The 13976-nt window shown below is 62.7% G+C and carries 11 protein-coding genes and 1 tRNA gene; 5 read left to right on the top strand and 7 right to left on the bottom strand.

Annotation, left to right across the window (positions count from 1 at the left end; all coding sequences use genetic code 11):
* Positions 1 to 36: 36 nt before the first annotated feature.
* From ACIGJE_RS18925 to ACIGJE_RS18905, 5 genes are all read right to left on the bottom strand, one after another.
* Positions 37 to 966: a carbohydrate kinase family protein gene (locus tag ACIGJE_RS18925; protein WP_415087283.1), complete on the bottom strand. Its 930-nt coding sequence runs from the start codon at positions 964 to 966 to the stop codon at positions 37 to 39.
* Positions 967 to 975: 9 nt separating this feature from the next.
* The gene (locus ACIGJE_RS18920; protein WP_415087282.1) at positions 976 to 2607 is read right to left on the bottom strand and encodes an HAL/PAL/TAL family ammonia-lyase; all 1632 of its coding nucleotides are present in this window, start codon (positions 2605 to 2607) and stop codon (positions 976 to 978) included.
* Between the two features lie 165 nt (positions 2608 to 2772).
* On the bottom strand, positions 2773 to 3924 hold the full coding sequence (locus ACIGJE_RS18915) for a carboxylate-amine ligase (RefSeq protein WP_415087281.1): 1152 nt from the start codon (positions 3922 to 3924) through the stop codon (positions 2773 to 2775).
* 216 nt (positions 3925 to 4140) lie between these two features.
* Positions 4141 to 5550, bottom strand: a complete 1410-nt coding sequence (gene glnA, locus ACIGJE_RS18910) for a type I glutamate--ammonia ligase (protein ID WP_322430268.1) — start codon at positions 5548 to 5550, stop codon at positions 4141 to 4143.
* 167 nt (positions 5551 to 5717) lie between these two features.
* A complete protein-coding gene (locus tag ACIGJE_RS18905) occupies positions 5718 to 6056 on the bottom strand; it encodes a P-II family nitrogen regulator (RefSeq protein WP_068296275.1) in 339 nt (112 codons plus the stop codon).
* Positions 6057 to 6342: 286 nt separating this feature from the next.
* Between ACIGJE_RS18905 and ACIGJE_RS18900 the strand changes: the two genes are divergently transcribed.
* Entirely contained in the window at positions 6343 to 7812 is a 1470-nt protein-coding gene (locus tag ACIGJE_RS18900) for an NAD(P)H-hydrate dehydratase (protein WP_367623427.1), read from the top strand.
* A gap of 16 nt (positions 7813 to 7828) precedes the next feature.
* Here ACIGJE_RS18900 and ACIGJE_RS18895 read toward each other — a convergent pair whose 3' ends face one another.
* On the bottom strand, positions 7829 to 8623 hold the full coding sequence (locus ACIGJE_RS18895; protein ID WP_415087280.1) for an RNA ligase family protein: 795 nt from the start codon (positions 8621 to 8623) through the stop codon (positions 7829 to 7831).
* A 345-nt stretch (positions 8624 to 8968) separates the two neighbouring features.
* On the opposite strand from ACIGJE_RS18895, the gene ACIGJE_RS18890 reads away from it, so the two are divergent.
* Positions 8969 to 9763: a bestrophin-like domain gene (locus ACIGJE_RS18890; RefSeq protein WP_311934884.1), complete on the top strand. Its 795-nt coding sequence runs from the start codon at positions 8969 to 8971 to the stop codon at positions 9761 to 9763.
* Between the two features lie 164 nt (positions 9764 to 9927).
* Here ACIGJE_RS18890 and ACIGJE_RS18885 read toward each other — a convergent pair whose 3' ends face one another.
* A complete protein-coding gene (locus tag ACIGJE_RS18885; protein WP_415087279.1) occupies positions 9928 to 11232 on the bottom strand; it encodes a multicopper oxidase family protein in 1305 nt (434 codons plus the stop codon).
* 228 nt (positions 11233 to 11460) lie between these two features.
* Between ACIGJE_RS18885 and ACIGJE_RS18880 the strand changes: the two genes are divergently transcribed.
* The 3 genes from ACIGJE_RS18880 (at position 11461) to ACIGJE_RS18870 (ending at position 13964) form a co-directional block, all read left to right on the top strand.
* Positions 11461 to 11545, top strand: a tRNA-Leu gene (locus tag ACIGJE_RS18880).
* A 61-nt stretch (positions 11546 to 11606) separates the two neighbouring features.
* The gene (gene tig / locus ACIGJE_RS18875; RefSeq protein ID WP_311934880.1) at positions 11607 to 13034 is read left to right on the top strand and encodes a trigger factor; all 1428 of its coding nucleotides are present in this window, start codon (positions 11607 to 11609) and stop codon (positions 13032 to 13034) included.
* A 297-nt stretch (positions 13035 to 13331) separates the two neighbouring features.
* Positions 13332 to 13964, top strand: coding sequence for an ATP-dependent Clp protease proteolytic subunit (locus ACIGJE_RS18870; protein WP_311934879.1), 633 nt, complete (start codon positions 13332 to 13334; stop codon positions 13962 to 13964).
* The last annotated feature ends 12 nt before the right edge of the window (positions 13965 to 13976 follow it).

Genomic DNA, 13976 nt, shown 5'->3' with positions numbered 1-13976 from the left:
CGCTCTTCAGGGATGAGATACCGGACGGGATGGCGATCAGGCCATTTCGTGATCCCAGGGCGGATCGGCGCCCTCGCGCGAGACCGTGATTGCCGCCGTCCGTGCGGCATAGTCCATGGCCTCTTGGGCAATGGCCTCATCGAGATTCTTCACGGTATCGATGGAAACCACGTTGCGCCGCTGCAGGATGGTGAGCAGGCCCGAGGAATAGCTGTCGCCGGCGCCGACCGTATCGGCGACCTTCTCGACCTTGACCACGGGGCTCTTGACGGCGAAGCCCTTGCCATAGCCTTCCGCGCCATTGCCGCCATCCGTCAGCACCACGAAATGAGCGCCCTTGGCCACCAGATCCTGCGCCCAGGCCGCGGGATCGATGCCGGGATAGAGCCAGTTGAGGTCGGCCTTGGAGATCTTGATGATCTCGGCGGCTTCCGTCATGCGCTTCATGCGGGCGCGATATTCGACGGCATCGCCCACCACGGTCGGCCGCACATTCGGATCCATGCCGAGCACGCGCTTACCCTTGTTGGCGAAATAGAGCGTCTCATAGGCCGAGGCGATCGGGTCGTTGATGAGGGCGACCGAGCCCGTCCAGATCATCGAGACTTCCGGCCCGACCGGTGGAACGTCGCGTTCGGGCGAAAACAGGCGATTGGAGGAGGCTTCGTCGATGAAGGCATATTCGGGTTCGCCTTCGCCGACGGAAACGAAGGCGAGCATCGAGGAGTGCTTCGAGCGGGCGACATAGTGCTGCTTGACCTTCGATCGGGTCAGGGCAGCGGCAAGGTCCTCGCCGAAGAAGTCGGTGGACAGCGCGGCGCAGAACCCGACATCACCCTCGAGCCGGCCGATGCCGACGGCCGTGTTGAACGGGCTGCCGCCGACAGCTGGCCGATAGGCGTTCCGGCCATCGGCGCTTTTGACCGGCAGAAAGTCGATCAGGGCTTCGCCGCACACAAGAATCATGGGGTCTCCTCACTCCAGGCCGCCGACTGCCGTTTCCACGGCCGCCAGGATGCGGCCGCTACGGGCAAGTTCGAGTATGGATTGCATTTCGTGGTGGTACCAGCGGTCTCCGTCAAGGGCCGGTGCGATTTCAGCGCGGATGGCATCGAGCGCCGCCTGTGAGCCCTTGCCGATCGGGTAGTCCTTGCTGCGGTCGGCAACCAGAGAAAGCGCCTGGGCCGCCATCAGCATCTCGACGGCAACGATCTGCTCGACATTCTCGACCACGGTGCGGGCCTTGCGCGCACACCAGGTGGAGTTGGAGACATGATCCTCCGCATTGCTCTTGCCGGGGATCGAGTCGACCGAACCGGGCGTGGCAAGGCCGCGGTTTTCCATGACCAGGGCCGACATCGAGCATTGCACCGTGGCAAAGCCGGTGTTGAGGCCACGCTCGCCGGCGAGCAGGTTTCGCGGCAGCCCATAGCTCATCACAGGGTCGATCAGGCGGGCAAGGCGCCGTTCGGAAATGGCACCGAGATCGGTCATGGCGATGGCGAGAAGGTCCATGGCCTGGGCGACATAGGCGCCGTGGAAATGGCCACCCGAGATCGAGACGTAGCTGGCGTCGTCATTGGCGAACATCAGCGGATTGTCGGTGGCGGAATTCATCTCCACCCCGAGTATGCCGTCGGTATAGGCGAGGGCCTCGAAGACCGGGCCATGGACCTGAGGCGCACAGCGCAGCGAGTAGACGTCCTGCACGCGCGGCGGCACGGGCTTGGAGGGATCGCGCGCCTCGTCGGGATAGAGGATGGCGCGTGCGCCTTCCGAGCAGCGCTTGGAATCGCCGGCAATGCGCAGGAGGTTGCGGGCGGTGCGTGCCTGGCCGCGATGCGGGCGTGCCGCGTGTACGCGCGGGTCGAAGGCGGCCAGCTCGCCGCGCAGCGCTTCCAGCGTCAAGGCCAGCGCGATGTCGGCATGTTTGAGGATGCGTCTGGCATCCTCCTGGGCAAGGGCTGCGATGGCCAGCGATACGGTGGAACCGTTGACGATGGCCGAGGCTTCCTTGGCCCCCATCTTGTATTCGGGCTCGAAGCCGGCCCGGCGCGCGGCTTCGGGCGCCGGATAGACCTTGCCCTTATACTCGACCTGGACGTCCTCGAACCCTCGGATGGCGCCGGCGAGATAGGCGAGGGGAGCGAGGTCGCCGGAAGCGCCGACCGAGCCCTTGGAAGGAATCACGGGGTGCAGGCCGGCATTGAGGAAGCCGACGAGACGGTCCATCAGCGGCAGTGTCGCGCCCGAATAAGCGGAGGCAAAGGCATTGGCGCGCAGCAGCATGGTCGCGCGCACGATCTCGCGCGCGAAGGGTTCTCCGATGCCGGTGGCATGGGCGCGAATGGTCTGGTCCTGGTAATGCGCCATATTCGCGATGGGGATGCGTACTTCCTTGAACAGGCCGACGCCGGTGTTGAAGGCGTACATCAGCGGAGCCTGATCGTTCAGCCAGTTGGCATCGATGTAGTCGCGTGCGGTCGCCACTGCGGCGCGGGCCTTGGCCTCGATGCCTGCCTTCTCGAACCGGCCTGCCTTCTCAGAGCGCGCGACGCGGACGACCTTGGCACCGGTCATACGTCGCCCGTCTATGGTGACAGTCATGGCCCCTCCCGCGTCACGCTCGATATCCTTGACCTAAGCGTTTTGCGATTTGGAGGTTACGCCAAGAATCGCAAAGACGCGTCGAACCAAAGAGTGAGAGCAAACAAGCGTTTCCGTCAAAACGCGCTTTGCTCTAGCAGAAGCGGATCGAAACGCAACCGGCCATCAGCCGCTCGCTGCAAGGCCTGCGGCAAGTGGCGCTGCCGTCCTGTCGGCAAGCCAGGAGACCACCGCGCGGATAGCCTCTTCGGCGGTGGCGCCGGCGGCAATGCGCTCCTCATAGACTGCCAATTGTCCATCGGCGCTGGTGCCGGTGCGCAGGATCATCTGTGCCGTCGCCAATTCCTCGCTGCAGCCGAGCAGTTCGGCGTCTTCCCAAACGAGATCGAGCAGTTCGGTCAGCATATTGGCGGCGCTTCGCGCCTGCCCGCTATGAAGGTCGATGAGCGAGCCGTGGATGCCGTAGCGCTGCGCCCGCCATTTGTTTTCCTCGACGATCGCACGCCCCGGCGACGTCAGGCCACGGTTGAGATCCGGCTTGCGGGAGAGATACCGCACGAGGCTGCGATAAAGTGCAGCAATGGCAAGGGCGTCCTCCACATTCGTGCAGACATCGGTGATCCGCAGCTCCAGTGTGGGCAGATGGCTGGAGGGTCTTATCGCCCACCACAGGAAGCTGGCGTCGTCGATGATGCGGTTGCTCACCAGCGTGTCGACATAGGTCCGATAGTCCTCCTCGCTCCGGAAGAGGTCGGGCAGGCCCGAGCGGGGCAATTCGGCATAGATGTTCTGGCGGTAACCCATCAGGCCGGTCGGGCGTGCCTGCCAGAAGGGCGAGGACGTGGAAAGCGCCAGCAGCAGCGGCAGATAAGGTAGCATGCGGGTCATCAAGTCCACCCGCGAGTGTTCCTGGGGAATCTCGACATGGACGTGCATGCCGCAGATCATCTTGCGGCGGGCGAGCATCTGCAGGTCACGCGTGACCTTGCCATAGCGCGAGGCTTGGGTGGGATGCTGCTCGGACCATTCGGCGGAAGGATGGGTTCCCGCGGCCAGGATGCCGAGATCGTGCTTGAAGGCCAGGTCCTGCAAGGCCTGGCGGCAGCCCACCAGTTGCAGCCTCGCATCCTTCATGTTGCGGCAGGGCGTCGTCGCGATCTCGATCTGCGATTGCAGCAATTCGCGTGTGACGTGCTTGCCCAGCATCTGCCGGGCCTCGTCGAAGAACTGGGCCGACATGGTTTCCTGCACGGCGCCGGTCCGGCGCTGGAACACGAAATACTCCTCCTCGATACCGAAGGTGTAGGGATGCTCCATGCTGTCCTCCGATCGGTGTCGGGCAGTGATCCGGGCCTCGATCCAGCTCTCTAACGCAGGCCGCCCGCAGAAGGTCCCGGGCAGATACAATTCCCTTATATTGGCGAGGAGCGAGCGTTCTTGAGCCCCCTGTAGGCAATACCAAAGAGTAAAGGAAAGGCCGGTGCATTGCTGCACCGGCCCCCGCTCGGCTCTCTCTGGATGGTTTTTGAGTTCTTAGACCGAGTAGTACATCTCGAATTCGACCGGATGCGGCGTCATTTCGAAGCGCATCACTTCCTGCATCTTCAACTCGATGAAGCTGTTGATGAAGTCATCGGTAAACACGCCGCCCTTCTTGAGATATTCGCGGTCCTTGTCGAGGGCCGCGAGGGCCTCGCGCAGCGAGCCGCAGACGGTCGGGATCTTCTTGAGTTCCTTGGGCGGCAGGTCGTAGAGATCCTTGTCCATCGCCGGGCCGGGATCGATCTTGTTGAGGATGCCGTCCATACCGGCCATGAACAGGGCGGCAAAAGCGAGATAGGGGTTCGCCGCCGGATCGGGGAAGCGAACCTCGACGCGCTTGGCCTTCGGGCTGGTGGTATAGGGAATACGGCAGGAGGCCGAGCGGTTGCGGGCCGAATAGGCCAGCAGCACCGGGGCCTCGTAGCCAGGGACCAGGCGCTTATAGGAATTGGTCGCCGGGTTGGTGAAGGCGTTCAGCGACTTGGCATGCTTGATGATGCCGCCGATGTAGTGAAGGCAGGTCTCCGAGAGGTCGGCATATTTGTTGCCGGCGAACACCGGCTTGCCGTCCTTCCAGATCGACTGGTGCACATGCATGCCCGAGCCGTTGTCGCCGAAGACGGGCTTGGGCATGAAGGTCGCCGTCTTGCCGTAGGTGTGGGCGACGTTGTGGATGGCGTATTTGTAGATCTGCAGGTGGTCGGCCATCGTCACCAGCGTGCCGAACTTCATGCCGAGCTCATGCTGGGCGGAAGCGACTTCGTGGTGATGCTTCTCGACCACGACGCCCATCTGCTGCATGGCAGCGAGCATTTCCGACCGCATGTCCTGCGCCGAATCCAGCGGGGGAACCGGGAAGTAGCCACCCTTGGTGTTGATGCGGTGGCCGAGATTGCCGCCCTCATATTCGGTGTCGAAATTGGTGGGCAGCTCGGTCGAATCGAGCTTGAAGCCGGTGTTGTAGGGGTCGGCCTTGAAGCGAACGTCATCGAACACGAAGAACTCGGCTTCCGGGCCGAAATAGGCGACGTCACCGATGCCGGTCGACTTCAGATAGGCCTCGGCGCGCTTGGCGATGCCGCGCGGGTCGCGGCTGTAGCCTTCGCCCGTGGACGGCTCGACCACGTCGCAGGTGATCGACATCGTGGCCGCCGAGAAGAAGGGGTCCATGGTGGCGGTGGTGGGGTCGGGCATCAGGCACATGTCGGATTCGTTGATCGCCTTCCAGCCGGCGATCGAGGAACCGTCGAACATCGTGCCCTCGGTGAAGATCTCCTCGTCCACCAGGGAGACGTCGAAGGTCACGTGCTGCCACTTGCCACGCGGATCGGTGAAGCGGAAATCGACATATTTGACGTCGTTGTCCTTGATCGCCTTCAGGACATCCTTGGCGGTCTTCATCTTGTGTAAACCTTTCGTTCGTTTCGGCACGATCTTTTTACGGTGCGGGCTAAAGCCCGCCGATTGCCAGAGCGTTTTGCGATTGGACGGGATCACCTGGAATCACAAAGACGCGTCTAAACAGAAGGCTAGGGCAAATAAGCGTTCGGTCAGGAACGCGCTTTGCTCTAGATGGCGTCGAGGCCGCTCTCGCCGGTGCGGATGCGGATGGCTTCCTCGATGTTGAGGACGAAGATCTTGCCATCGCCGATCCGGCCCGTCTGGGCGGCCTTGCGGATGGCGTCGATGGCGCGCTCGACGCGCTCGTCCGGCACCACGACCTCGATCTTCACCTTGGGAAGAAAATCGACGACATATTCGGCACCGCGATACAGTTCCGTGTGGCCTTTCTGCCGCCCGAAGCCCTTCGCTTCCGTCACCGTAATGCCCTGCAGGCCGACCTCCTGCAGCGCTTCCTTCACCTCGTCCAACTTGAAGGGCTTGATGATGGCTTCAATTTTCTTCATGGGGTCTCCTCGATTTCAGCACATAGTGCGCAGAAACCTCCTTGCTGGTAGCAGGTCGCATGCCAAACCGCCAACAGGAAAATTTTCTTTTATCTTCAAGATGTTGAGACGTCAGGTGCTGAAAAATGGGCAAGCGATGTCGGAAGACTGCACAATTTTTCGGCGACCTGCCAATAAAATATGCGCCCCAAGAGGGTAATTTTCGGCGCCTGACGCGAAGGAACGCATTTTTTCCACCGAATGCGACGAGGTGGCGCATGTCAGTGAAGGTTTGGAGGACGTTTTGATCGAGTTGCTGACCCCGTCCGAAATGGCCGATGCGGATCGTCTCGCCATCGCCGAGGCTATGACGGCCGACCAATTGCTCGAGAGAGCGGGGCGGGCGGTGGCCGATGTCGCGGCGCGACATCCCTTCAATACGCCGATCCTGGTGCTGTGCGGCACAGGGCTGAATGGAGGGGACGGCTTCGTTGCCGCCCGTATCCTGCGAGAAAGGGGCTATCGGGTCCGGCTCGGCCTGCTGGGCCCGGTTTCGGCGCTGGGGGGAGAGGTCGCCTATGCCGCCGAGAAATGGGGGCAGCCGGTGGAGGATGCCCTGACCCTGTCGCTCCCCAGGGAGGGAATCATCATCGATGCGCTGCTCGGCGCCGGGCTTTCCCGCGACATTGGCGGCCCGCTCGCCGTGCTGGTCGAACGGATCAATGCTTCCGGCCTGCAGGTCATCGCGGTCGATCTGCCGTCCGGCATCGATGGGGCGACCGGCCAGATCCGCGGCGTGGCCGTCAAGGCGCGCGAGACGGTGACCTTCTTCCGGCGCAAGCCGGGACATCTGCTGCTGCCGGGCAAGCTCAATTGCGGCGCGGTCCGGGTTGCGGATATCGGCATTGCGGACAATGTGCTGGCAACCATCCGGCCGCGGACCTTCGTCAACCAACCGGACCTGTGGCGGCCTTGTTTTCCGCATCCCGAACCGGCGGGACATAAATATGCGCGCGGGCATCTGGTGGTGCTGTCCGCCGGCATTGAAGGGACGGGTGCGGCACGGCTAGCGGCGAAGGCCGGATTGCGGGTGGGCGCGGGGCTCGTGACGGTTGCCAGTCCTTCCGACGCTCTTGGCATCCATGCTGCCTCGCTCGATGCGATCATGGTGCGGCGTTGCGACGGCCCGGAGGGCCTCGCCGTCATGCTGGAGGATGCCCGGCGCAACGCATTCGTCGTGGGCCCCGCTTTGCCGCCGGACGAGGAGACCCGCGCCAAGGTCGACCTGGTTCTTTCTTCCGCCCGAGCCGTGCTGATCGATGCCGGCGCGCTCTCCGCCTTTGCAGCCGAGCGCATTCACTTCATCGCCACGCTGCGGGCTGCGCTCGGGCCCGTCGTTCTCACGCCCCATGAGGGCGAATTCGCACGCGTCTTCGACGACATTGCCGGAAAGCATGCCGACAAGCTCCAGCGGGCCCGTGCAGCCGCCGAGGCAACCGGCGCGGTGATCGTGCTGAAGGGAGCCGATACCGTGGTCGCAGCACCGGACGGGCGGGCCGGCATCAACGCCAATGCGCCGCCGACCCTGGCGACGGCCGGCTCCGGCGACGTGCTCTCCGGCCTGATCGGCGGGCTTCTCGCTCAATCGATGCCGGCCTTCGAGGCCGCGAGCGCCGCCGTCTGGCTGCATGGCGAGGCGGCACATCTGTTCGGGCCGGGCCTCACCGCCGATGACCTGCCGGCGATGCTGCCCAAGGCCCTTGCTGCCTTGTCGTGATCCGTACCGCATCGGTTCATTCCAGGCTTCCTGCGAAGAGGTCGATGCCATTGGCCAGGCGGTTGGGCAGAATCGGACGTTCCTGCCAGTGGGAGCCCGAATCCTGGATAGTCTGGTGAAAATCGGCACGCACGAATTTATAACGGCCGATGACTTGCTCCTCGTCCTCCTGCTTGAGGTAGAGACCTTCGGCGAGATCGCTGTCCTCGGTCTGACCGAGGACGGTTGGGATGTCGAGGCCGGCCCCGGCTGCGGCGAGCCGCAGGGCTTGCCGCCAATCCCGCGATTTATAGAGTGACGGCCCAACCAGTGCCGATAGTTCTACTTTCTTGGGCAGGTTGCCACGGTGAACGACCGGCACCGAAACCACAGGCAACCCTGCCAGCAAGGCATGTCGGCGCGGCGTCGGGAGAAAGGCCGCGCGTTCGCGATCATAGATATCGAACTCAATAAAATAGTGCGGCAGGCGGTCATAGAAGACCGTATGCTTGGCAAAGCACCATTCGCCGAACATCATGAAACGCCGGCCGAGCCGCGTCTTGAAGATGCGTTCATGGGTCTGGGCCCACGCCTTGAACAGGTTGAACTGGGCTTCCCGCGCCCCGCCGGCGAGGACATGGCGCCGTGATTGCAATGTGAGGCTGCCGTTTCGGTCGAAGCTTATGGCGGCATTGGCTCCGTCGAGCTTCTCCTCGAAGACGAGATGGCCGCCGGCAAGTTGGTCGAGTTGAATCTGACCGGCACTGTCGTCGCCCGGCTGCAGCCGCGAGCCGACGAGATGCGGCGTGCGCGGATATTTGAAGAAGGACATGGTCGCACCTTGTACACACGATTTCGCATTCGCCCAGCAACAGACGGCGTAGGAAAATGCGGGCTGTGGGACGGATGCCCTGCCTGAACCGACAGGGCCAAGATGCGCGTTACATGGCGAACTCCTGGGTATGGCGTATAGGGGCGATCGCCTGATCGGACAAGCGTCGACAGGGCGTACAATCGAGGTGGCGATCATTCCGCCGCTGTGCTCAAGGGGCGCCGCAACATTTGCGGGCGAGAGAGCGTGACGGTCTTGTGCGCGAGGCCGGATTCTGGTGTGACTTTCAAGTCACGCCCGCTGAGCGATACTGCCGACACAAGAAAAATATGGCGGTCCCCGGTCATGGAAGAAATCTACGGCCTGAGTTTCCTGGTGCTTTTCAGTCTGAGCGCCATCGGCGGGGTGATCCTGCGCAGACATCTGCATGAGGAACACCTCTCGAAGGAGAATATGGAGGCGGTGCGGCTGGTGACCGGCCTGCTGGTGTCTTTCGCGGCCCTGATCCTCAGCCTGCAACTTTCCACCTCCAGGGCCGAATTCGATGCGGCCAGCAAGGATCGCTCGACCTATGCGGCGCATCTGGCGAGCCTCGATCAATGCCTGCGCGATCTCTCTAAGCGAATGGAGCCGACGCGACAGCTGCTGCGCCGCTACACCGCCGCGGTGATCGTCAGCACCTGGCCCGACGAACCGGCACCGCAGGTCAAGACCCTGCTCGACACCAAGGACATGCCGCTCATGGGCGAGGACACGGTGCTTGCCGGCATGATGAACCGGATCGGTCTGGCGATCGATTCATTCGAGGCCACCGATGGCATCAGCAAGAACATCGCCGCCCGCTGCCAACTGGACTACAGGGCGGCATTGACGGGGCGCTGGGCCGTGATCGAGGATACCCACGCTCCCTCTGGCGTGTCCTTCACCCTGATCATCAGCTTCTGGCTGGCCCTCGTCTTTCTCAGCTTCGGCCTTCAGATCTCGCATCGGCTGTTGAGCAAGATCGTGCTTGCTATCGGCGTCGTATGCATATCGAGCGTCATGTTCGTGATCACCGACCTGAAGATTCCCTATGGCGGTTTCTTCGGCATCTCCAGCATCTCCATGCGGGATGCGCTGGCCGACATGAATCGCGATTGAACCGCCGGAAACGGACCGCAGTCTCGAAGATGCCAGCACGATGACAACCGGTGGTGACCTGACCTGAAGCGTTTTGCGATTTGGCGGAATCGCCAAGAATCGCAAAGACGTGTCGAACCAAAGAGTTAGAGCAAACAAGCGTTTCCGTCTAAACGCGCTTTGCTCTAGGTCACCTCGAACCAGGCCAGGAGATCGTCCTTCCGGGAGGGGCCGCAAGCGCGGCCATGCAGTAGCCATTTGCCCGGATTATCCGCCAGGAAAACCGTATGCACGGTCTCGCCCGGACCGATTGCGACAGTGTCGACCCAATAGGGCTGCCATTCGTCGTCGAAGGGATGGAGGATACGCATGGCGTGGCCATGCACATGCACGGCATGATCGATACGTGTTTTGTTGGCGAGACCGAGATCGACCAGGCTGCCGCGTTTGATGGAGAACAAGGGCTTGTCTGGCAGCACCCCGCCACCAGTGGCGTGGCCAGGCAGGGTTACCGCAACACGCTTGGCCTTTTGCAGAGCCAGCGCGGCAGGCAGACTGGGGCGTGGCAGCACCAAGGGCGGCAGGGGAGCCGAACGAAGCGGAACTGCAGTGCCCGCCACAAGATGGGCGAGAATGACGACTTCGCCATCGAGGTCCAACGCGATACCGGCCTCGCTCCCCGTCGCAAGCGTGCCGTCGACCGCAATGTCGGCGCGGCCGCCGGGCGGCAAGTCGATTCGGCCGTGATTGGGGACGAAGGGCGTGTCGACGGGGTGACCGTCGATTGCGATGATGGTGGCCTCGAAGCCGGCCAGGGCCAGTCTGGCGATGCGCGTCGCCGCGGCGTTGACGAGACGCAGGCGTACACGCTCGTTGGGAGCGAGGCGGATCGTTTCGGCCGCTTTCGAATTCACCGTAACGGTCGGCTTGCTCCCGGTGGTGGAGGCGGCGGACAGAATCTGCCCGTCAGGGCCGATATTCCAGTCGTCGATGACGAGAATCAGGTCTTGGTCGACCTGTGGTGGTTCGTCTTCGTCGACGACGAGGACGCCATAGAGGCCGGCCTCGCACTGGGACAGAAAGGGGCCGAAAGCCGGCGGGTGATACCAGAAGGTGCCCGCGTCCGGCGGCGTGAAGACATAGTCGAAGCTCTCGCCCCGCTTCACCGCTTGCTGGGTCAGGGCAGGAACGCCGTCCATGGCGTTGGCGAGGCGCAGGCCGTGCCAATGGATCGCCGAAGGGGTTTCGAGCCGGTTGGCGAAGCGCAGCTTCACGGGCTGGTTGCGCTTCGCACGCAAGAGGGGCCCCGGGGTCGAGGCGTCGAAGCACTGCGTCCGGGTGGGCGTGGGGCTGCCTGGCAATGCGAGTTCGCCGGCGGCAGCCGTCAGGATCTGACCCGTAGTCGCCAGCGCAGGATTGGGGAGGGCCAGGTTGGCCAGGGTGATGCCGAGCCCGGCCAGAAGCTGACGCCGATCGAGGCTGGCGGTCATCGCTCGCTCCTTCCGGGCTGGGTGCAGGCTATTCCCGCCTGCCGGGGCCGGGAGGTTGCTCGAGGGGCTGGGAGCAGCCCTTGCGGCCGGGCAATGCAAGCGCATGCGAATCCCCCACTCCAAATATCATGCAGGGGATGGCATTTTTTTGCTGCATCAATTTCATGACATGCTATATGGCGCCACTCGTTTCGCAGAATGCAAGTTTTGCGAGAGGGAGCCCTATTTGCGGGCGTGGCGGAACTGGTAGACGCGCTGGATTTAGGTTCCAGTGATGAAAGTCGTGGGGGTTCGAGCCCCTCCGCCCGCACCACGATCGGCCTCGACGGCTTAAAGACGGGGCGGCTACGAACTCACGGATTCGGGACAAGAATATGCAGGTGACCCAAACCCTGGCCGATGGCCTGAAGCGGGAATTCAAAGTGGTGGTGCCGGCGGCTGATATCGCCTCGCGCACCGATGCCCAGTTGGAAGACATGAAGGGCAAGGTCCGCGTCAACGGCTTTCGTCCGGGCAAGGTGCCGGTGGCGCATCTGCGTCGTCTCTACGGTCGCTCGGTCACGGCTGATGTCGTCAACAATTTCGTTGGCGAAGCCAATCGCAAGATCGTCGATGACAACCAGATCAAGCTGGCCATGGAGCCCAAGCTCGATTTCGGTGCCGACGATGAGGGCGTGACCCAGGTACTCGACGGCAAGGCCGATCTCGCTTGGACCGTCGCCGTGGAAGTGCTGCCGACCTTCGAGGTAGGCGACATCAACGGCATCAAGATCGTCAAACCGGTGGCCGAAGTCGCCGACGAAGAGGTGCAGTCGCGCCTCGAGGATCTGGCCCGCCGCAACGTCACTTATGCCGACAAGAAGGCCAAGTCGAAGGCCGAGAACCGCGACCGCGTGATCGTCGATTTCGTCGGCAAGATCGACGGCGTCGAGTTCGAAGGCGGCAAGGGCGAGGATATCTCCGTCGATCTCGGCTCCAAGACCTTCATTCCGGGCTTCGAGGATCAGCTGATCGGCGTCACCGCCGGCCAGGAGAAGACCATCGAGGTCAAGTTCCCCACCAACTATGCCTCCGACACGCTGGCCGGCAAGGACGCCACCTTCGACGTCAAGGTCAAGGCGGTGCAGGCTCCGGCTGAACTCGTCGTCGACGACGAGCTTGCCAAGTCCGTCGGTCTCGAGTCGCTCGACAAGCTCAAGGAAGTGATCAAGAGCTCGATCGAAGGCGAGTACAATGCCGCCTCGCGCAGCAAGGTGAAGCGCCAGCTTCTCGATGCCCTCGATGCCAAATACTCCTTCGATCTGCCGCCGACCCTGTTCCAGCAGGAGTTCGACAATGTCTGGCTGCAGGTCGAGCGCGAGATGCAGCAGACCGGCCGCACCTTCGAGCAGGAGAACACCACCGAAGAGGCCGCCAAGGAAGACTATCGCAAGATCGCGGCCCGCCGCGTTCGCCTCGGCCTTGTCCTGGCCGAGATCGGCGAGAGCAACAAGATCCAGGTGACCGACGAAGAGGCGACCCGCGCCGTGATCGAGCGCGCCCGCCAGTTCCCGGGCCAGGAGCGCCAGATCTGGGAGTTCTACACCAAGAACCCGCAGGCGATTGCCGAGCTGCGTGCGCCGATCTTCGAGGACAAGGTCGTCGACCACATCCTGTCGCTCGCCGACGTCACCGAGAACAAGGTCTCCAAGGAGGATCTGTTCAAGGAAGACGACGAGCAGGCCGCTTCCGCAGCTGCCGAGGACAAGCCGGCCAAGGCCAAGAAGACCAAGGCTGCCAAGGCTGCCGAGTCCGCGGAATAAGGCTGCGTCGGGCCGTCATGGCTCGTCCCAACGAATATGCGATGGCCGGGCCTGCCCCGGCCATTGTCGTTCTCGAATGTCCTCAATGTCGCAAAAGGCGGAGAGGGGACTTGCAGGACGCAGTTTGACGACACATTTGCGACGGGAGGGTTCGTTTCTGCCAGGGCAAGCCACCCTCGACACCCGTTGCGCCTTCATGTCCTTGCGGGAGACAGGAAGGTTCACTTGACAAACAGGCTCGCGATCCCTGCCCTGACGGGAACATGGACTGCCGAGATTCGCTTGCTGGAGAGATTGATGCGAGATCCGATCGACTTCTATACCAACAACCTCATACCGACCGTGGTCGAGAGCACCAATCGCGGCGAGCGGGCCTGGGACATCTATTCGCGCCTGATGCGCGAGCGCATCATCTTCCTGACCGGTCCGGTGGAAGACTACATGGCCTCCATCGTGGTGGCCCAGCTGCTGTTCCTCGAAGGGGAGAACCCCAAGAAGGAAATCGCGATGTACATCAACTCGCCGGGCGGGGTGGTGACGGCGGGGCTGTCGATCTACGACACCATGCAGTTCATTCGCTCGCCGATCTCCACGCTTTGCGTCGGCCAGGCCGCCTCGATGGGATCGCTCCTGCTGGCCGCCGGCGAGAAGGATCTGCGCTTCGCTCTGCCCAATGCGCGCATCATGGTGCATCAGCCTTCGGGCGGATATCAGGGCCAGGCGACCGACATCCTCATCCATGCCGAAGAGACGCGGCGTGTGAAGCAGAGGCTGAACGAAATCTACGTCAAGCATACCGGCCAGGACATCAAGGCGATCCAGGAAGCCCTGGAGCGTGATAATTTCATGGACGCAGAACAGGCGAAAGCTTTCGGTCTGGTCGACCATGTGAGCGAGAAGCGGCCCGAGGAAGCCTCGCCCAAGCCTTAATGTAACCCTGCG

The organism is Labrys sp. E2SS-1L (genome assembly GCF_057073705.1).
The sequence above is the reverse complement of the archived record's forward strand: the minus strand, read 5'-3'. Positions and strand labels throughout refer to the sequence as shown.

Coding starts and splice junctions, on each gene's coding strand:
- ACIGJE_RS18915 (WP_415087281.1), bottom strand. CDS start 3,924: ATGGAGCATCCCTACACCTTCGGTATCGAGGAGGAGTATTTCGTGTTC.
- glnA (WP_322430268.1), bottom strand. CDS start 5,550: ATGAAGACCGCCAAGGATGTCCTGAAGGCGATCAAGGACAACGACGTC.
- ACIGJE_RS18905 (WP_068296275.1), bottom strand. CDS start 6,056: ATGAAGAAAATTGAAGCCATCATCAAGCCCTTCAAGTTGGACGAGGTG.
- ACIGJE_RS18925 (WP_415087283.1), bottom strand. CDS start 966: ATGATTCTTGTGTGCGGCGAAGCCCTGATCGACTTTCTGCCGGTCAAA.
- ACIGJE_RS18885 (WP_415087279.1), bottom strand. CDS start 11,232: ATGACCGCCAGCCTCGATCGGCGTCAGCTTCTGGCCGGGCTCGGCATC.
- ACIGJE_RS18870 (WP_311934879.1), top strand. CDS start 13,332: ATGCGAGATCCGATCGACTTCTATACCAACAACCTCATACCGACCGTG.
- tig (WP_311934880.1), top strand. CDS start 11,607: ATGCAGGTGACCCAAACCCTGGCCGATGGCCTGAAGCGGGAATTCAAA.
- ACIGJE_RS18895 (WP_415087280.1), bottom strand. CDS start 8,623: ATGTCCTTCTTCAAATATCCGCGCACGCCGCATCTCGTCGGCTCGCGG.
- ACIGJE_RS18920 (WP_415087282.1), bottom strand. CDS start 2,607: ATGACTGTCACCATAGACGGGCGACGTATGACCGGTGCCAAGGTCGTC.
- ACIGJE_RS18890 (WP_311934884.1), top strand. CDS start 8,969: ATGGAAGAAATCTACGGCCTGAGTTTCCTGGTGCTTTTCAGTCTGAGC.